Genomic DNA, 18412 nt, shown 5'->3' with positions numbered 1-18412 from the left:
CCGGCTTGTTGAACACTTTACTATGCTAGCGAGCTTGCAAACTCTCAAACAAGATAGGCCGTATATCTTCTTTGAAGGAATGATGGATAATACTCCCTGCAGAATTTGGCACATCAAAACTCGACATTGCGGCTACCAGTCTGTCTACACTAGGAACATTCAAGGTCGACCTAACACGATAGTTGGTTGCCAGAGAAGTGGATGAAGGTGTTGATATTGAAGTTTCACCACCAAAAAATGAAGATAGATCATCAAAAATATCGCTAAAGAAGTCGCTAAATCAAACCACTTATAGGCACTGTAATCTGAACTGACACTATCGGTGATGACTGTGTAAGCAGCGTCATATTGCCCTTCTTGATAATGTTTCTTAAGTAAGCTTAGCTGCTGAACATTTAACTGATACATTAACCTTCCTTATTAATTAAGTTATTTAATAGTAATTTAATTTCTGAATGTGTTACTTTGAAATTAGATAAAAATATACGAGGATAAAAATATTTAGCTATAACATTATTTGATAAATATATGTATGCTATTTTACATTGTGGCGTAAAAGGTTCTTTTATTTTATCACAATCCACCATTGAAAATTCATCTTTACTTTCAATAGTAAAATATTCTAAGTGATGTTTTATTCCAGTAGAATAATAATTTAAGTCGCTATACGGATTGTTATAATTAAAAATCGCACCAAAATGTTTTTTTACATTAGCCAACCTTTCTTCTGAGGCCACATGATTTGGTTGGATTTTTTTTACATTGATTCTAACCTTATTTTTACCATGGTATTTCTGATCATATGGACTCAGATCTGGTAAAGAAAGGTCAAAAGATAAGTAATCACCTTCTTCACTCACCCAAGCACTTCCAATAATTTCCTCATCAAGGGTGAAACTTAGGTCACCAATATTAACTATCTTTTGTTGTTTTCCATCACTGTTCTTAATTATTAATATAACAAAGGTGATACCTAGACAAATTAAAATTTTATTTAAGTTCATTTAAATTCTTATATTAAAGTGTTATGTTAAAAACATAAAATTTCCATACTATGCTTACTAAATAATAATATAACAATTATGTTCTGACTCCTGACATTAAGATAAATGACTTAAAACATGAGTCTTAGAAAATATTGGGTAATATTAAAACCATTCATTACAAAGTACCTCTTAAATTTATATCAAGTAATAATATATTTATATATTTCTTCTTAGTCAATACAATTCATTAATATTTTCATGTTGTAAACAGTTATTTATTTAAAAAAATATAATGTTTTATTTTATAAATACCCAATAATGACCATATAGCATAGGTCGCTGAACTATATTTCATCAATTGATGTGAAAATTAATTGTTTAAGATACCAAGTATGAAATGGAAAAGTTAGCATTGCCATGGATACACTCTGACTATTTTTACTACTCACAATGGATAGAACTAACTTTCAATACATTTTCAGTTAGTAAAACTGACATAAGAATGTTAAGAAACCTCCATTGCTGACATTTTACTCCAGAGGTTATCCTAAGTTAAATCTGGAACTAAAGTTTTAGTTAGGTAATAATATCATCACTAGCGGCAATCTTTACGTAGCAATGATTCTCATTACTGATAGGTATAGGCCTATACCGCATGTATTACTAGAAGTCTTTGCGCATATTTGATGTCAGGCATATTATATATAGTATTGATGGTGCGGTGAGTATGGCTACATACAGGTTAACAGGGTTGTATGCGGCTACATTATCTCATTTATCGGCTAGACATCAGCTGCTGAATACTCTGGAACTTTCATAACAATTAACAATATACTAAGTTTCTCTAACTATATGACTGAAGCGAAAAAAAAAATCACAAGAACCTTTCAGATACTAGATTTCGTTTTGGTTGGCAACGCTTTGTCTGAAAACGATTTGCGAGCCAATCAAGATCTTAGAATGGGAACTCATGATCTACTCACACTTTATGAGCTTTGCTGCCATGCCGGAGAAGTGGTCTCTAAAGAAACATTGATTGAAAAGGGATGGCCCGGAAAAATCGTCTCTGATAGTTCTCTCACACAATCAATCCGCAATATACGTACGCTTTTGGGCGATAATGGTAAGGATCAGCGATGGCTAAAAACGGTGTCAAAAGTTGGCTATATGCTCGACTCTTCTATCGTGAAAGAGATGGACAAAGATGACTTCCCTCTAGAAGTAAATGTTCCTTCAAAAAAGTCATCAACTCATAGATATTCTTTTTTTGGTGATTCAAAGCAACAATCAAGATTCAAAATAACGATCTTAGTGGTACTTTTGGTAACAACAATAAATGTGTCTTATAACATTTATCACCACTTTATCAGCCCTGAGCAACTTACAGAATACCCCAAAGTCGGCTATTCTAAAGGGGTCACTGAAGTATATTCTGACAGACTCTATGCTGCTGCCATGATCGGAGAAGGTGTCGTAAACTGGCTCAACCAAAAAAATATCCAACCAAAGAAAGTGGCTATTTTACTGCTCAATCAAAATCTGTCATTAGCCATTGTCGATAGTGATGGAAATGTAAACAACCAACTCATTTTATTAGATGATGGTTTAGAATTAAGCCGAATTACTCAACTGGTGATCAGTGAGGTAGACAATGTTTTACGCTAGTCTGATCATTATTGCTTGTTTTAACATTCTGCTTTTAGTCGTATATGGTCTCAGTGGAGAACCCGGAATCGCTTATGATGTTGAATATAGTATTAAACATATGTCACGTGGCTATCATGGCAAAAGCAAAATGCAGCTCTATATGCATGGCAATGAATTTGAGTCTAAATGGGTCGTTGAAGAAATAGGCGAGGATCATCAACCCGTTTACTTTGAAAGTCATAGCAAAGGCGAATTCAAAAAATATGGTCGGAACATATACACTTTTAGCTATAACGAGCATAGTTCCAATTTTCTTGAAAATCAGCGTTTACCAGAACTTCCGATTAGCAGTAATTTTTACAGTGCTGAACGTTATTTATCGACCCGAAATACAGTTGAAGTCAAATATAGAAATGATGACTATATAATTATCATCTCCTTCTTAAACGGTGGCCAGATTTTGGCTATGAAGCGGTATTGACAATAAGAGCTTTTATCAACATTAATTCGTCGATAAAAGCTCTTTAACTTTGAAAGTTAAGCCTTAATACAATGAACTGCCTTATTAAACAGCATTAATTTATCTGCTAGTTTTCTTTCAACATTCGCTACACTTACTTCCCATTCAGAAACCATGATAAGCTTGTCTTTGGTGGTACTCATATAAACTTGATCATCAGATACAAGTAGCTCCATTAATTTTGAAGCTTTAACTGACAGTACTCTTCGATCACGTACTGGGATCTCAACAAAAGCTCTGATAGTCTTATCATGTAGAGAAATAAATATCTCTTCCCCATCAACTAACTCAATACCAATTGGTTCATCACCTTCAATCCGCGATAAAAGATTGGCTGGTACACCTAAAATATCTACCAAAGTCTTAAAGACTATTTCTCGCAACTTTTTCAACGTAAACTCCTCGAAAGACGTCAATAGTTTAATGTATTACAACTGCCTAAAAAGCAGGTGAAATTGGTCATAAATATTGCCGCCGACCTGAGTCAAAAGTACAATAAAAACGACTAATTTTGCGGCCATAGGAAGGCCGGGATCTTGAACACTAAATACTGTTTGGAGTAAGCCGACAACAACACCTGTGATCACAAAGCTCAAAGAGAAGATTATTATCGCGTCTTTAACTATGTCTAAACAGGCGGCAGTGACATCAATTACGGTCATCTGAATACTCCAGATAGTTTATCATTTTATGTTCATCAAATTCGAACAGATAGTATTTGCTTCGGTACATAACCACATAACTATTCACTCTAGGATGTTGCCAAAACAACTCAGGATCTAATTGATAATTAGGAAAGCTCATCTCTGTAAGTGGTACTGGTTTCATTAATGATGATATTGAACTAACACGCTCAGTCGCGAGTGAAACTTCACTTGGGCTAGAAACTAAATGTTTATTATGCACATTGACCACTTTGCCTGATAATTCATTATTATCGGCATGATGCGAAGGTCGAATAGTGCCTCTATTAAATGCAAAATTACGATCAGTAAATTTCAATTCAGTTCTATTTTGTGCCGATGGATCAAGCGTTATAGCGGGATTTTTAACCTTAGTCTCTAATTCTCCACCCCGCATAGGCATAGATTTACTAGAAAGTAGGCTTGAATGATTCTTTACATCCCCATGTTGCATAGGCCCTAAAAATGGCTTTTGTAAGTACGTATCATTAGCCAAGGTCCTAGATATTTCTGGCTTACTATCTATTCGCGTGGTCATCACTGATGAGATGTTAGAACTATCCTTGAGTATCGTACTACTGGCACTGGATTTTTCCGTTAACGGCTTTATTAGTGCTGGCACTGAAGTTTGCCACGATGCTTTATCTAACTTGATCACCGGATATTCTGCTGGTTTAGCTAGCATCTTGTGTGCGATGGTAGTGCCCAAGCCTAGACCATGTTCGGATTGTTTATTGTCAAGCACACCCGTACTCGTCTCAGAAATATTCCCCTTAGGCGTAGAGGTAGCTTTCAGTTCCAAAAGACGTATATCATCACAACTAGATTCAAGGGAATCGATACCAAGTGCGGCGTCAGCCTCACTAATATCAACAGCAGGACTAGAACCAGGCTGACTTATATCCTGCTCCGTCTGGCTTAGAAGCTGTTCAAATTCTCCGTTCTCACCAAACACATCCTGTCTAACTATTCCCTCAAACACATTAATCATGACTTTACGTACCTCAACTCTTCTCGAAGTTCATTCAGTGCATCCTTGCGTTTTTCAAGCCTTCGCTTTTCAGCTTCAACTTCTGTTATTTCCAACGCCACTTCTTCCGCATCTTGACGGTTGATCGATGCATCGAAAAAAAGCGATTCAATCGCCGATTTCGTGCTCTCTCTCCTCATAAAAAGAAGCCTAAGCGCATTTTGCTCATCAGTGACATCAAGTCCCTTTAAGTGCTGTTGCTGCTGCTCTATCTGCTGCCACTTCTGCTCAATAACACTCATTAGATCTTGATACTGCTTTTTTAGCTTAACTAACTTCCTTTGCTGCTTACCGATGCGAATGTCAACGATATCAATAAGCTGACCAAATTCCTTCCATTGCTTCGAGGGTTTGCTCATATTCTACTCCATCGAATCCTTGTTTTAGGAACGACATAATGTGAGGATATCTATCTATCGCCTCGTCTGTTTCCAGATCATTTCCTTTTTCGTATTCACCTACCCGAATTAAGAGCTCGACATTGAAATATCGATATACCATGTCTTTTACTCGCTCAGACAATCGGACATAGTCATCACTTTGAACCTTATTTTGTAAGCGGCTCTTACTCTTCAAAACATCGATTGCAGGATAACGCCCCGTTGAAGCAATCATCGTTGAATACACCAAATGTCCATCAATTAATGACTTCACCTCGTGCGCAATAGGGTCGTCATCAATTTCTTTTTCAATAAGAACTGTGAATATCCCTGTCACCGAGCCATGAATTGAATTACCGCAACTTTCCACTAGGCGTGATAAAGCGAGTGACACCCCAATAGGTATGCCCCCTTTAATCGGAGTATTATCAAGCATGGCTTGAGCTCGAGCGAAACGAGTCAATGAGTCAAAATACAACACGACCTTTTTACCTTGCTCCATATAATGGCGAGCAATGGATACCGCCACTAACCCTGAGCGTACCTTTTCCAAGGGATTAGCTTCAGAAGTCGACACAATGGTAATTGACTTTTGAATAACCTCAGGACCGATTTCCCCTTCAAGAAATTCAACCACTTCACGAGCACGTTCTCCAATCATGGCGAATATGACTACATCTGCATCCATATTATTGGCCATAATGGACACTGTAGTCGTTTTACCTGCGCCCGCTGGGGCAAATAAGCCTAGACGTTGACCTTCACCAATAGTGAAAAGGCCATCGATAATTTTTAGCTTAGTTGGAAACACAGTTTCGATTGGAGCACGAATATTTAATGGAATAGGTTCAACAGCAATCGGTAAATCTGCAAACTGACCGGGCTGATTTAGATAATCGTCACCATAGATCGATTCTCCGTAACAATTTATAACTTTGCCAACTAGTGCTTCTTCATTAAGCGGGAAACAAAAACGCCTAGCAGTGATCTCCACTCTTGCCCCACGTTGTACAGCACCAGGTTGGAGAAGTTTGATCTCCACTCTAAGCCCTGCCACTTTCATAACTTCACCGCGTATGCGTTCACCGGTAATTGTGCTGATAAAACACTCCTGCCCGACAAAAGTATCTACCGAAACATGGCAAATAACCGTGTCCTGATAAGACTCTTTAACCTTGAAGAAATGGTTTAACATTACTCAACGACCTCATACGAAATAGAAACATAACGTTTATATTTACGCTTAGTTTCATTGGTGCTCTTAAACAGCTCCCCAAGTAATGGAATGCTTGACAGTACTGGTACACCCGTCTCTGTTGATTGCGTTTCAGTATTATCAAATCCGCCTAAGACAACGGTTTGCTCTGGGTGAATGTAAACCTCTGATTCTAAAGACTGTGAACTCACACGAGGTGGCTCGGCCGCAGCAGAGTCACTGTCATCATCATCGTCTAATGCTTCTTCTACATAACGAACTTTTGCCTGAACACTTCCAGAAGGTAACAAGCGTCCTGTGACGTATAAACTGTTATCAGCTTCTATTTCTTGCGTCTGTACTTCCTCAACAGAGACAAGCTTAATCGTTGCGGTTTCTTTTTTCCCAAAGTGGCCTTGCTGGTTTTCAAGAATCAGTAGGTTGGTCTCATACACTCCACGGGCTGCGCCGTTAGACGAAAGTGCCTGAAAATTTTGTAGAAACTCTTTTGTTTCAGTAAACGGATTAACTACAATGTCGTAGATACCTCTACTACCATTAAAATCTACGCCAAGATCTTCACCACGTGTCACCGAAATATCATAAACCTTAAGTGAAAATAACAACTGCTTACGTTTAACATCGATCAGAGCAGCGATGCGTTTCGCAAGTTTCACTTCTTCAGGTGTTCCACGAATTAACAATGCATTAGAACCTGGGAGTGGTTGCACTTTTGATGTTTTTTCTTCTTCTTCCAGTTCTTGTTTATCACTATTTTTGAGCTTTACTTTGTACGCTTTCTCAACCGCTTCGCCGTTACTCACATTTTGGAATTGACCAATATTGATAATCGCAGAAGAAATTAAACTCATAGCACCTGGAAACACCACCGAATTACCGAATGTGTCAATCTGACGATCAACTACAGAAATGTAATGAAAGTTAATTCGAGCCAATTGCAGATCGTTACCATTTTCTAAAAACTGATTTCGATCGACCATTGTGGCGTAGCCTACTGCATCATTGACAAATTTTCTTGTGCCAGAGAACAAAATGGAATTACCGCGCTCAACCAATTTAACTTTGGTTGTTGCGCTGATATTGAATGTTTGTTTTAGTTCTCTGAGTAAAGCTTTAGGCTTTATGTTACGTGGTTTGTACGAATAATTGATATAGGCCTGACCAGATTGTACTGTCAGGGTCCCACCATAGACATACCAATCGAAATCGTAAACTTCAGAAAGCTGCTCTAAAAGATCTGGGCCGTTGCCTGATAGTGTCTGTGTGATCAACTGACGTTCTGTTTTACTGTCAATATCATCCACTAATTTAACTTGCATATCTTTAGCAATTGCTTTTAATGCCGTTTGTAAGTTTATGTCTTGCTGTTTAATTAATACTTCAGCTTGAATCATTGGAGCAAACAGAACCAAGCAAAGCAGTATTAGTTTTTTATACTTCTTCATTGAGGATCTCTTTCATTCGTTCTTGGCTTTCTTTCATTTGGCGTATGCTGGTGTTTATCACACCTTGGGTCACTATCATATCAGCGATTTCTTCATCAGAAACTGTTGGCTCATCTCCATTTTCAGTGGAAATTTGATTATTTATACTTTCGCTTTTCTCGATTTCTTGAGCAATAGCATCAAACTCAGATTGTTCCGTATTCTTCGCAGCTAGTGCCGTTGTGTTAACCATATCAACTCTAGTCATAACCTACCTCGTGCATCATTTGTTTAAACACATAAAACTGGTCATGTAACAACCAGAGATTCAACAACACAATCACCACTATCGCTTTAATGTTAGGTGTCACAAATAGCGATAACGATGCCTTTTTAAAAAACAAGTCCACATATCCACAGCACACTGTAATCGTGAGCATGATGATGATGTATTTCCCTGCTACAATAACCATCATTTTTAGGCTATTGGTCACCAGAAAATACAACGCTTCAAAGTCCAAGTCGCCCGTATCTGTCTTACCTTGGGTAATAACTTCGATAATTGGACGGAACAAAGTTCCGCTCTGCAACGCGTATACTAAAAATGTTAGACTGCCAAGCTTTGCTAACGCCTCAGATTCATCAGTAAAACGTCTATCCTGTACTGACTGTTCATTCAAAAGCAGCAACTGCTGAATTACACTGCCGACTGTGCCACTTATCCAATACGGCACAGAAGAAAAAACTGCGAACATAAATACCGCAATCACCCAGCCAAAAGTCGGCATTTGGTCAAACTGACTGACATCAACAAAAATAGCCATCGCTATCGATATTGCTAAGCAGGTGATGTTGTCTAAGTAGAGCCGAGTAGGGTTATAGATCTTAAGAAAAAGAAAAAAACCAGCAAACAGCATCCAATTTGGAAACAGTAGCTCAGCCATACTAGCCAAGCGCTCTAAATAACAGGGTCCAACTGTCCGAGAAATAAAACACCGCAAGCTTTATTGGTGTAGAAATAACAGTAGGTGATAACATGGTCATACCAACACCACTCAGCACTACAGCAATAAGAAAATCGATGCTGACAAATACCATATACAGCTTAAGACCAAGCTCAAAACCCTGATATAAATCAAGGATCAAATTACCTAAAAAGAATTTAAAGGTGTCACTGTCCTCATCAAAATTCAGCGGAATATCAATCATTGCAGTCAGTTGGTTTGTCTTATCTTCTGCTCGTTTGAGAAGTTCAGGGAAAAAGTCAAAAATATTACTTGCCAAATAATACATGGTAATATTTTTCGGCTTCTCCTCTTCAAGCCCAATATCTAAAGGAAGATTCAATTGTTCTTCTTGCTGTATCTCGGCAAAATAGGGCTTTATACGTTCAATACCTGGCTTGATGTCTGGCCAAATACTGTTTAACGCCATTAAAGCCGCCAGCAGGTTCACTACAATAGTTGGCGGGATCTGCTGCGTTCCTACTGCATTTTTAATAATATTTAGGACAATGTTATATTTTACAAAGCCAGAGAAACAAATAAAGAACACGGTAGACAGCAGTGCTAACACAAGTAGTAAAACAAGGTTAGCACCGGAAAACGCATTGTCTGGGCTGAGTAACTGAACCATAACTTATCCTCGTAACCACTTGATTAGCGGGGCTAGTTGGCCCCAACCAAATTAAATATTACGCGCCGCCGCAATAATAGAGTCTTTTACACCTTTAAGGGTTGAAGTACCCGTTTGTGCCGCGATACTCTGATCAGCCATTAGTTGCTGAAGTTCTAAAGACTGCGATGCCGAAAGCTGAAGCGCACCATTTGATTGATGAGCAGGGTCATCAATAAAATCTGAGATTGCTTGGTCAGCATTTTGGATAAATGATTCAAAGTTATCACTAACCTCCGAAGTAGTAAGGTGCTCGTCTCCGTTGGTACCAGGTGCTGCTACAGGGGCTGTTGCCATATTCTTTACCTCTAGTTTGGTTTTGGAGCTACAAATTTTACCCCCCCCATATACCTGAAAGAAGTGAAAAAAGGTGACAAATCACGCCAAGACAAGCACCAGCAACAAAAGTCACTTTTCATCATGTCGAAAGATGTGAGGAGAAACTATTCATATGCACTGACAATCGATACATCAAGGCTATTCTTAATGCCAATACCAGCTCCATTGAATATGAATGAAGTCTCATTGTTTCTGCTTAAAAGCTGATTTAACCATTGAAGTGTTTTCAGCGCCATTTTGCTAGTATCAGTATTTTCAATCTGCTCTAGAGTCTGCTGGTATTGCCAAAGTAAAATGCTCATAGACATTTGATAATTGACCGTCGCTATGACAGCTGAAGATTTGTTTACATTTAACATTTGACTTTGAGCCGAAGCTCGTAGTTCTCTCAGAAACTTAGCACCTCCAGAATAAAACTCTATCATTTGTTTAAAAGTGCTTGTAGCTGAAGCTCGATAAGGCATATTCATAAAGTTAAGATGGTTGGAGAGGTGAACCGTACTTTTATGGATACTCGTGATACGCTGATTCAAATTTTGATCATAAGAACCATGTTCGCTTTGAAAACTCGGACTTAGTTTAGTGAATGTAGTAACACATAAGTCAAACTGCTTTTTCAACCTTCCTTTAAGAGTTTCATCTAAGTAGACAACATCAACCTTTTGCTATCTTCTGGAAAAACTCGCGTTTTACAGGCTGAAAAGTAATACTCGAAGAATATGATATTACTTCCGGTAGCATTGAAGTGATCAACGAATGTATGCAAGAAAGTGACGTAAGTGTACCTGTTAATTTGTTGACCAACAGGTACTATCTATGCACGCAAAACGATTATTAATTATGGTAAGGGTTGAAAAACGTTATCTGAAAAAAGTTTAAAGGCTATTCAGGCCGATAGATTGTGCTCTTTTTTCTTTCAACCTAAGATTTAAAATATCAGGAAACAAGGGCAACCAGAACGGTGCTACCCTTGCAAAAATGTGATTTTCAGCGGACCATCAGTAAAATTCCTGTGGTTAATGCTGAAGAAAGCAATGACGCAGAGAAAACTAAGGTTAACCAGAACGCTCCCCCAGTTGATATATTTCCAACAGGTTCAGATTCCAGTAATAATTGAGGTGAAGAAGGCACTGGTTTGACCGAACTTGCAATACTTTTTATCGATAATGTAGGGATATCTTCAACGGAGAATTCTGCCACAGCTTCTTCGTCAATAATAAGCATATACCCTTCTTTTGGTACTGTTTTTATTTCGCAGGCAAGACCTTCGAATATACTTAGTGATTTACGCAGATTTGAAATCGCTTTGGTAAGGGAAGTCTCGCTAACCAATACTTTCCCCCATACTTCTTCATGGATTTCATCTTTGCTGATTACTTTGTTGCCTCGCTCACATAGCAACTTCAGTATCGCAGCCTCACGGCCTCCCAAGCTCACAGCTTGATCACTCGCAACTATTTCACGCTTTAGAATGTCAAAAATCACCTGATTACCCAGAACGTAATTTCTATCCATTATTCAACCCTACTTCCAGTTATTTTTACCCTATGCTATTAACCCAAACTGTTAAGAGACAACTATTTAACAGCTCAGAACCTCAAGGCCAATATCATATTTGATTTTGTTGATTCAGTTTGTAATTAAGATTCGCGTACTAGCGGACCATGACATTGGCCAGACAGAGAATGTACTAGTTTTAAAAAAAAAGGATGAAAAAATTATGAAAAAAACTGTGATTTTGTTAGATCTGACAATAAAAATATATATAAACATAAAAACATAAAAAAAGGCAACCGATTACGGCTGCCTTAATGATTGATATTTAAGGATTAATTTTTTTGCACGTTAATCTCGTCAATTGATACACAATATTGCTCATCAACCTTAATTAACGTACCTGTTGCGATTAATTCATTGCCACTTTTGAGCATAACTTGTGATTGAACAAAATCTGTTAGTGATTTTACCTGCCCAGACTGAAGTTGATTAAGTTCATCTAGTGTCATTGTGGTATGTCCGACGACAACATCAACAGCAATTTTCATTAGAATTTACCCCTGTTGTGACATAGAAACGACAGAACGTCTTACATCACGTAGCTCTTCTTGAGCAGAAGAAACTTCTGTCATCATATTTTTAAATTCTTGCTGCTGCGTATCCAGTTCGACCTGAATTTTGTCACAGTAAGCCGTCATTTTAGCGTTCATTTCCTGAAGCTGATCATAAGTAGGATGGTTGTCGCCACCTGTAATATAAGCTATGCCTGTTCCATTAGTAACACCGTCACCATCAGGATCAGGATCAGGAAGCCCTTCTAGCTCACAAATGATCTTATCTATCTCGGCGTAAGCAGAGTCTTGTTTTTTATCGCCATCGTGATCATAAATATTAGTTGTACCCTCTTTCGCAGGACCAAAATCGTCTGGATCTTTATTATCCAATCCATCTATCATGATTTGGCCCCAAAGCCGGTTGATTTCAGCAATAGCATCCGACTTTTTCTCGATTTCATCAGCCAATTCTTGTGCTGAAGCGGTCTGCGAAGCAATGTATGTGCTCAAAAGGTCATCGATTAAATCAAGGGGGTCACTAAAACCTGGTGAAAATAGAGATTGAGATGTTGATGCAGTACTCTCCGTATTGGCTGCCGCAGCTCGCTTTACCACAGGGCTACTTTGCGCGATCACAGTTTCCATATCATTGCTTGATTCTAACGCAGTGACGGTCGGAGATACTCCAAAGTTCACTTCTGACATAATTTCTCCTAATTAAGGTTGAATGAGATAAACTCGAATTTGTTGTCCATCCTTAAATACGACTTTGTCGCGAGAGATGGATTGAATGACACCTAGACGTGGGACAGTACTGCCCTCCCAATATCTCCCTTGTTGGTCGTAAATATAGCCACCAGATTTGGTGGAATAAAAAATCGAATATGGAAATTCGCTACTCGCGATAATCTGCGTTTCGTCTTTTCTAGATTTCAACTGAACAATCACAGAACTCAAGCCCGCTGATTTCAATATTTGACTAGCTTTGGTTCGATCGGACACTAACCAATGTTCACCACTCTTGGTAAAACTTAAACCATAGTCACCAAACAGAGACATAATTTGATTATCTCGCTCATAGGTATCGATAACTATTTCATCTCTATCCGATTTAGATACTAACCTGCCAGTGATCGGCTTGCCGGTGTATTCAGAAACTAATTCGACGTCGAGTCGACTCGCTCTTAGATAGTTATTTGACTCAACAAGCGTAATATTCTGCTGCAAAAACTCTGGTAAACTTGACACCGCACTTTTATCGAACGCTGTCAGTTCACCGTCTTTAATATAACCGGCTCCAATGACGTCTATATACTTGGCAACCTGAGACTGCTGATGATTGATAAAACCCAGATAAAGCGCCAAAGAAAAAGCGAGGTTTAGTAGGACAGTAAAAGCAACAAGTAGTCGATATTGCCTAAAACGATAACAACGTAATGCGGGCCGCCTTGTCCCCTCTTGAAAAACAAAAAAACTTAATCCTTTAAATCTATATATACGATTCTCTTTGAGCCGTTTTACTTTATTTCTGTTCAGGAACCCTGTGACTTGGACTCTCTTGTCCTTCACTTCGAAGTTTATCTCGGTACCACTCGAGAAATACTCAGGGACTGACAAGACGTCTTGCGCCCTTGCATCTTTATTACCTGTTAGAGAAAATTTTTGCTCAAAAGGTAGGCAAATACCATTTAAATGGCCATCAATAAATTCAATTAGCCACATGGTTTTTGATCTCACCGTGCAATAAGTCAGCTTGTGCAGCAAACTGACTTACCAGCTGCTGAAGTTCTTGAGGATGCTCTGGGAGAGCAAGGTTACGTATGTAATAATTTTTATCTGAAATTCGTCCAATGTAACCGGTTGTAGTCACGCTAAAATCAGCATTAAACTTAACCGCCAAATCTGCTGATAGCTGCTTTTCTTCTAATTCTGCCAACAAAATTAGCTGTCCTTCAAGTCCGACTCGAGATCCATCTTCAACAATAATTTGTCTCTCTCCGTAGTGACAAAGCAAAACATTACTACCATCAAGTTGGAGATGACCACCCTGATTTAGCTGTACAAATTCATTAAGTAACAGAGAGAATTTTCTATTTTTCATAATTTTTTAGTTTTACCTCAATCATAAAGCGTCTCTGGGTTACTCTTTGCTCTGGAGTAGATAAACCATTTTCAACGCTGCCCCTTACATAGATCGGCACATTTCTCAGCCCCTCTTCGATAAGGAAATCACGTGTTACTCTGGCTCTGTTATCTGCCAAAATACGGTTATGTTTATACGTTCCAGAAGAGTCAGCCACACCGTATATAGTTAGAGACTCTAGGGGCAACTTCTGTAGTTCTTCAATAGTAGCAAATAATGTAGTGCGACCTTCTCGAGTGAGCTGATACTCATTAACAGGGAACAGACTCTCAAACTTCAATAACACATTCGAATTATCAAGCAAGTTTGTTGACACTCCGTAAACGTCTTGCCACTGATCACCACCAAAAGCACGGTGTTTTATAGGAGAAACGATGTTACTCACTGCGAAGTAATCGCCTTCACAATTTTTTACTTCAGTCAAACCATAGGTATTAAGGTTAGCAATGTAAAAGCGATTAGGTTCTGTTGGCTCTGCCACTTCAACACATGCCTTATGGTGAGGTGAACCTTCAGCGTACTCTGGTGCCCTGCGTACCCAGAACTGAAAATTATCTGCATCAGAAACCTCAACTAAAACTAAATTGTAAACGTCTGGCTTCCAATCATAGTCAAGAATAAGGTTGTCATCACGAATCTGGTTACTACATCCACCAAGCAAAAGTAACAATGATGAAGTGAAACTAATTTTTTTGGTCATTTTCATTTTTTCTGCTGCTTCTTTAGAGCTGAAAGTATCATGGCAACATCCCGATAAAACTCTTTAGGGATAAAGTCTTCACCATTTTTCATCTTACGATAAAAAGCCCGAGCCAATGGTTTGTGCTCAATAATGGGAATATTCATGGCTTTCAGACGTGCTTTCTCTTCCTGAGCTAATGTGTCAGTACAAATTTTTAAAACGACAGGCGCTTTATCTATACTCCTGTCATAACATATTGGAACTAGAATATGGGTTGGGTTAGCCAATGCAAAAGTAGGCTTTCTTCCTTTGGTAATCGGGGCTTCCATCACCTCGCGCATTTTACGCTTGCGCTCAGATTTAATTTCAGGTGAGCCTTCTGTTTCTTTCATTTCATTCTTCATTTCAGTAAAAGTCATCCGATTTTTACGTCTAAAATGATACTGCTCAATTAAGAAGTCCACACAACCCACACACACGCCATAAATAAAAAATATTAAGGAGGACAAGAGCAGGTAAAACACAAAGTTATAAAGAAAAAAACTATAATTGTTTACCTGCTTTAATGTGTTAAGTTCATCACCTGCAATATCAAAAACATATTTCATCAGGAATAGAAGAAAAAGTAGTTCCAAGACTTTACGCAGTGAACGCGACATTGCCTCAATGCCGAAAATATTTTTAAATCCCGTTACAGGATGAATTTTTTCCATTTTCAACCCTAGAGATTCTGTATTAATGACCGTTTTATTAATCAATACCCAGTTAATAATTGCCATGACCAACTTAACTAACATTAAACTTCCAATCACTGCTGCAATCAGAGAGTACATTAGTTTAAAACCAACATTTATACCGGAATAAAGCATCTCTTCTATCCAGTAATTAGCATTCTCAAACATCAAATAAATAACGCTAATAAACACGGTAGAAAAAACGATCAACTCTAAAGTTGGCTCGGCCAATTCAGTTTTTGGAAACTGACCTTTTTTCTTAAGGTCACGGAGTTTTTTCTCCGTGGGTGGGTATTTCTTAGGTTCAGTCGACTCCATTTAATGCCCCTTTAAGATACTAACTCAAGGGGCTCTGAGCTTGTTACATAAGACTGATCCGTAATGTCACCATGGCTGCATATCAATAACGTAGACATTACCTGTTGGAAGAATGCTTTCACTGGGTTTATTTCATTATCGTTTACAATTAAGACTGGCTTGCGACCATATTGGGTCGTTAGACGTAGGATTTCCTTTCTTAGTCCTTGTTGGATCTCGAGTAAACGGTCGACATCTTCAACCTCACCCATTACATAAGATTCAATAGACTCTGTGATTTCTGGAGTTAACAAGGCAACATGGATACCCTCTTCCCCAGCTAATAACCTTGAAGTAATTTCATATCGAGCCTGGCTGCGTATGCGAATTAGCCAGTTTTTTGGCTCGCTTTCCACTCGTGACCAGTAAATTAGAGCCTCAAAAAAGCTGACTCTATCCAAATAAAATTCTGGCGCACGTATCATTTCTTTTAGCACATCATGAACACGGTTAAGGCCAATCGCAGAATCAATCTCATTTTTCATCACTTCGCTTTGAGCTGCTAGACCTTCAATAATATTGCTCGTATATTGCAGGTTGTATTTTTCCACCATACGTTTTCTAAGGAAATAATCGGCAACACTCGAAACATTCACAATTGCGTCGTCTTGACGAACAAAGACTTCATCGCCTAACACTTCGATCATATCTTGTGATTGTTCTTGATTGAATTTAAATACGCAGATGTCAGAGATATATACCTCGATATCACTTTCCATCTGATTGTTAAAGTCAATCGCTGGTGTGCCTAGAGCTTGGCCCCAAAGAACACGCTCGATGTCCTCGACTCTATGTTGTACAACCACTTGGTGAGTGCTATCACGAAGCACAAATTTAAGTGACTCATATAAGCCAGAACCTGTTGGTTCAAAACTCATTGTACCAACTGGATGCTCCTGCTTACGCCATAGTAGAAATGCAACAAATATACAGAGGAACGCGAGCGGGACACATACATAAAGTAAGTTGCTATTCAAAATGCCAAGAACAAGAATCACCCCACCAATCACCAGTAAGCTTTTCCAAAATGAGCCTATCTGGGTCATAAGCTGCCTAGTAAATGAGCTCGATTCTTCTTCAGATCCTTTAATACGAGTAAGGTATACGCCGCATGCCATGGATAAAAGTAAACTCGGTATTTGCGAAACCAATCCATCACCGATAGTCAGCACTGAAAAACGACTAACACTCTCAGATAAAGACAAGTCAAACTGATTAATACCAACGTAAATCCCACCAAATAGGTTAACCAAGCTGATCAAAATACCCGCAATTGAGTCGCCTTTTACAAATTTCATTGCACCATCAAGGGAACCAAACAACTTGTTTTCAGTACTCAAGTCGGCACGCATTTTTTGTGCTTGTTCACCAGTGATTAGACCACTTTTTAAATCGCCATCTATGGTCATCTGCCTACCAGGTAAAGCGTCCAAAGAGAAACGAGCGCCAACTTCAGCAACACGTTCACCACCTTTGGTCACAACCAAAAATTGAACTATGGTGATAATGACAAAAATCAGCAAACCAGAAATTAGGTTTCCGCCCATAACAAACTCACCGACTGTCTCGATCACATCACCTACATCTTCATTAGCAATGATATTTCGAGTCGTCGCAATAGAAAGCAGTAGCCGGAAAGTGGTAAGGAGCAGTACTACCGTCGGTAAGAAAGTCACTTTTAACGGCTCATCGTTTTCTAGCATTATCACAAGCAATAACGCTGAGCTAATAAAACTGACTAGGATAAATGCATCTATGACTCCGCCCGGTAGGGTAACCAATATGATCGTTGGCAATAGCAACGCGATAATGACACTACTCGGATTGAACAGTAACGACTTACCTTTAAAAAGCTGCTTCATAATTGGTCCAAACTCAATCTCAACTCAGTAATAAGGCTAGCTGTGTTGATACTAACAATACTATCTTCATTCTCAATAGTTAACGTGACGCCATCTTCTTGAGTAATTTTCTCTACCGATAAATTCTTAGATTCATCATCGACTTCAGCATGAAGTACTTCAATTAGGTGGCTTATTAGATGTTCACTTTGATTAAGCTTTACCAGACGCTCTTTTACCGCTTTGATGACGGAGATTTTTAGCTCTTCTTTGAGTTCATTAAGCTGTCTCTGTTGCGCACTAAGTAAATCAACCAGCTTAGATTCAGCATTCTCAAACCAGTCATTTTGCCATTCCACCCAGTTTTCAATTACATTATTGTATGACTCTTCAACATATTCGTTGAGCGCCTTTTCCTTGTCTTCGATCATCTGAACAACTTGCTGCTCAAGAATGGTCTGACATTCTTCCGCGCGCTCTTGCATAGCCATTACAAGGGCTTGGGCTTCTTGAAAACAGCGGACTTCTGACTTTTTAATTACGTTAGAATTATGGCTGCGCTTAAACGTGATCTTAGGAATCACTCGCTGCTCTGGTTCAAGTTCAATGTACAAGAGAAACACCTCATTTCATCAGTGCGCTAAGCTTACTGGACAAGGTCTTCATGGCCCAAAAGAAAAAAAAAGACTAAATCTGAACTTAGTC

General features: G+C 38.6%; 24 protein-coding genes. 2 read left to right on the top strand and 22 right to left on the bottom strand.

Annotated elements, in window-relative coordinates:
* Window positions 1–159: 159 nt before the first annotated feature.
* Window positions 160–408: a hypothetical protein gene (locus KO511_RS04230; protein WP_215986222.1), complete on the bottom strand. Its 249-nt coding sequence runs from the start codon at window positions 406–408 to the stop codon at window positions 160–162.
* Window positions 408–1004, bottom strand: a complete 597-nt coding sequence (locus tag KO511_RS04225; protein WP_215986221.1) for a hypothetical protein — start codon at window positions 1002–1004, stop codon at window positions 408–410. The genes KO511_RS04230 and KO511_RS04225 overlap by 1 nt, the downstream gene beginning before the upstream one ends.
* Before the next feature lie 834 nt (window positions 1005–1838).
* Here KO511_RS04225 and KO511_RS04220 point away from each other — a divergent pair.
* Complete coding sequence (locus tag KO511_RS04220) at window positions 1839–2651, top strand: winged helix-turn-helix domain-containing protein (RefSeq protein WP_252724245.1); 813 nt, start codon at window positions 1839–1841, stop codon at window positions 2649–2651.
* Window positions 2638–3114: a hypothetical protein gene (locus KO511_RS04215; RefSeq protein WP_215986220.1), complete on the top strand. Its 477-nt coding sequence runs from the start codon at window positions 2638–2640 to the stop codon at window positions 3112–3114. The genes KO511_RS04220 and KO511_RS04215 overlap by 14 nt, the downstream gene beginning before the upstream one ends.
* A gap of 56 nt (window positions 3115–3170) precedes the next feature.
* Here the strand turns inward: KO511_RS04215 and KO511_RS04210 are convergent, their stop codons facing one another.
* From KO511_RS04210 to KO511_RS04115, 20 genes are all read right to left on the bottom strand, one after another.
* The gene (locus KO511_RS04210; RefSeq protein ID WP_215986219.1) at window positions 3171–3545 is read right to left on the bottom strand and encodes a hypothetical protein; all 375 of its coding nucleotides are present in this window, start codon (window positions 3543–3545) and stop codon (window positions 3171–3173) included.
* Window positions 3546–3581: 36 nt separating this feature from the next.
* A complete protein-coding gene (locus KO511_RS04205; RefSeq protein ID WP_114783466.1) occupies window positions 3582–3815 on the bottom strand; it encodes a flagellar biosynthetic protein FliQ in 234 nt (77 codons plus the stop codon).
* Window positions 3802–4827 carry a hypothetical protein gene (locus KO511_RS04200; protein WP_215986218.1) on the bottom strand — a complete coding sequence of 342 codons (1026 nt, stop codon included), beginning with the start codon at window positions 4825–4827 and terminating at the stop codon, window positions 3802–3804. Before KO511_RS04200 ends, KO511_RS04205 begins: the two co-directional genes overlap by 14 nt.
* Window positions 4824–5225: a hypothetical protein gene (locus KO511_RS04195; RefSeq protein ID WP_252724244.1), complete on the bottom strand. Its 402-nt coding sequence runs from the start codon at window positions 5223–5225 to the stop codon at window positions 4824–4826. Before KO511_RS04195 ends, KO511_RS04200 begins: the two co-directional genes overlap by 4 nt.
* A complete protein-coding gene (gene vscN2 / locus KO511_RS04190; RefSeq protein ID WP_215986217.1) occupies window positions 5179–6441 on the bottom strand; it encodes a type III secretion system ATPase VscN2 in 1263 nt (420 codons plus the stop codon). The genes KO511_RS04195 and vscN2 overlap by 47 nt, the downstream gene beginning before the upstream one ends.
* On the bottom strand, window positions 6441–7907 hold the full coding sequence (locus tag KO511_RS04185; protein ID WP_215986216.1) for a secretin N-terminal domain-containing protein: 1467 nt from the start codon (window positions 7905–7907) through the stop codon (window positions 6441–6443). Before KO511_RS04185 ends, vscN2 begins: the two co-directional genes overlap by 1 nt.
* Window positions 7894–8154 (bottom strand): hypothetical protein, encoded by a 261-nt coding sequence (locus KO511_RS04180; protein WP_215986215.1) that lies wholly within the window; start codon window positions 8152–8154, stop codon window positions 7894–7896. Before KO511_RS04180 ends, KO511_RS04185 begins: the two co-directional genes overlap by 14 nt.
* Window positions 8147–8830: a type III secretion system apparatus protein VscT2 gene (locus KO511_RS04175; protein ID WP_215986214.1), complete on the bottom strand. Its 684-nt coding sequence runs from the start codon at window positions 8828–8830 to the stop codon at window positions 8147–8149. The genes KO511_RS04180 and KO511_RS04175 overlap by 8 nt, the downstream gene beginning before the upstream one ends.
* A 1-nt stretch (window position 8831) precedes the next feature.
* The gene (locus tag KO511_RS04170; RefSeq protein ID WP_215986213.1) at window positions 8832–9521 is read right to left on the bottom strand and encodes a flagellar type III secretion system pore protein FliP; all 690 of its coding nucleotides are present in this window, start codon (window positions 9519–9521) and stop codon (window positions 8832–8834) included.
* 51 nt (window positions 9522–9572) lie between these two features.
* The gene (locus KO511_RS04165) at window positions 9573–9857 is read right to left on the bottom strand and encodes a hypothetical protein (RefSeq protein WP_215986212.1); all 285 of its coding nucleotides are present in this window, start codon (window positions 9855–9857) and stop codon (window positions 9573–9575) included.
* A gap of 146 nt (window positions 9858–10003) precedes the next feature.
* On the bottom strand, window positions 10004–10432 hold the full coding sequence (locus KO511_RS04160) for a hypothetical protein (RefSeq protein ID WP_215986211.1): 429 nt from the start codon (window positions 10430–10432) through the stop codon (window positions 10004–10006).
* Between the two features lie 454 nt (window positions 10433–10886).
* The gene (locus KO511_RS04155; protein ID WP_215986210.1) at window positions 10887–11414 is read right to left on the bottom strand and encodes a winged helix-turn-helix domain-containing protein; all 528 of its coding nucleotides are present in this window, start codon (window positions 11412–11414) and stop codon (window positions 10887–10889) included.
* Window positions 11415–11728: 314 nt separating this feature from the next.
* The gene (locus KO511_RS04150; protein ID WP_215986209.1) at window positions 11729–11944 is read right to left on the bottom strand and encodes a FliM/FliN family flagellar motor switch protein; all 216 of its coding nucleotides are present in this window, start codon (window positions 11942–11944) and stop codon (window positions 11729–11731) included.
* 6 nt (window positions 11945–11950) lie between these two features.
* On the bottom strand, window positions 11951–12655 hold the full coding sequence (locus tag KO511_RS04145; protein WP_215986208.1) for a hypothetical protein: 705 nt from the start codon (window positions 12653–12655) through the stop codon (window positions 11951–11953).
* 12 nt (window positions 12656–12667) lie between these two features.
* Window positions 12668–13672, bottom strand: coding sequence for a hypothetical protein (locus KO511_RS04140; RefSeq protein WP_215986207.1), 1005 nt, complete (start codon window positions 13670–13672; stop codon window positions 12668–12670).
* Entirely contained in the window at window positions 13659–14051 is a 393-nt protein-coding gene (locus KO511_RS04135) for a hypothetical protein (protein WP_215986206.1), read from the bottom strand. Before KO511_RS04135 ends, KO511_RS04140 begins: the two co-directional genes overlap by 14 nt.
* Window positions 14041–14799, bottom strand: coding sequence for an OmpA family protein (locus KO511_RS04130; RefSeq protein ID WP_215986205.1), 759 nt, complete (start codon window positions 14797–14799; stop codon window positions 14041–14043). Before KO511_RS04130 ends, KO511_RS04135 begins: the two co-directional genes overlap by 11 nt.
* A complete protein-coding gene (locus tag KO511_RS04125; RefSeq protein WP_215986204.1) occupies window positions 14796–15827 on the bottom strand; it encodes an EscU/YscU/HrcU family type III secretion system export apparatus switch protein in 1032 nt (343 codons plus the stop codon). The genes KO511_RS04130 and KO511_RS04125 overlap by 4 nt, the downstream gene beginning before the upstream one ends.
* Window positions 15828–15838: 11 nt before the next feature.
* Window positions 15839–17728 (bottom strand): FHIPEP family type III secretion protein, encoded by a 1890-nt coding sequence (locus KO511_RS04120; protein WP_215986203.1) that lies wholly within the window; start codon window positions 17726–17728, stop codon window positions 15839–15841.
* Window positions 17725–18330 (bottom strand): hypothetical protein, encoded by a 606-nt coding sequence (locus KO511_RS04115; RefSeq protein ID WP_354668149.1) that lies wholly within the window; start codon window positions 18328–18330, stop codon window positions 17725–17727. Before KO511_RS04115 ends, KO511_RS04120 begins: the two co-directional genes overlap by 4 nt.
* Window positions 18331–18412: the final 82 nt, after the last annotated feature.

Origin of the sequence: Vibrio hepatarius (assembly GCF_018860525.1) — a bacterium.
GTDB classification, from domain to species: domain Bacteria; phylum Pseudomonadota; class Gammaproteobacteria; order Enterobacterales; family Vibrionaceae; genus Vibrio; species Vibrio hepatarius_B.
This window is presented reverse-complemented; position numbering and strand designations above follow the sequence as displayed.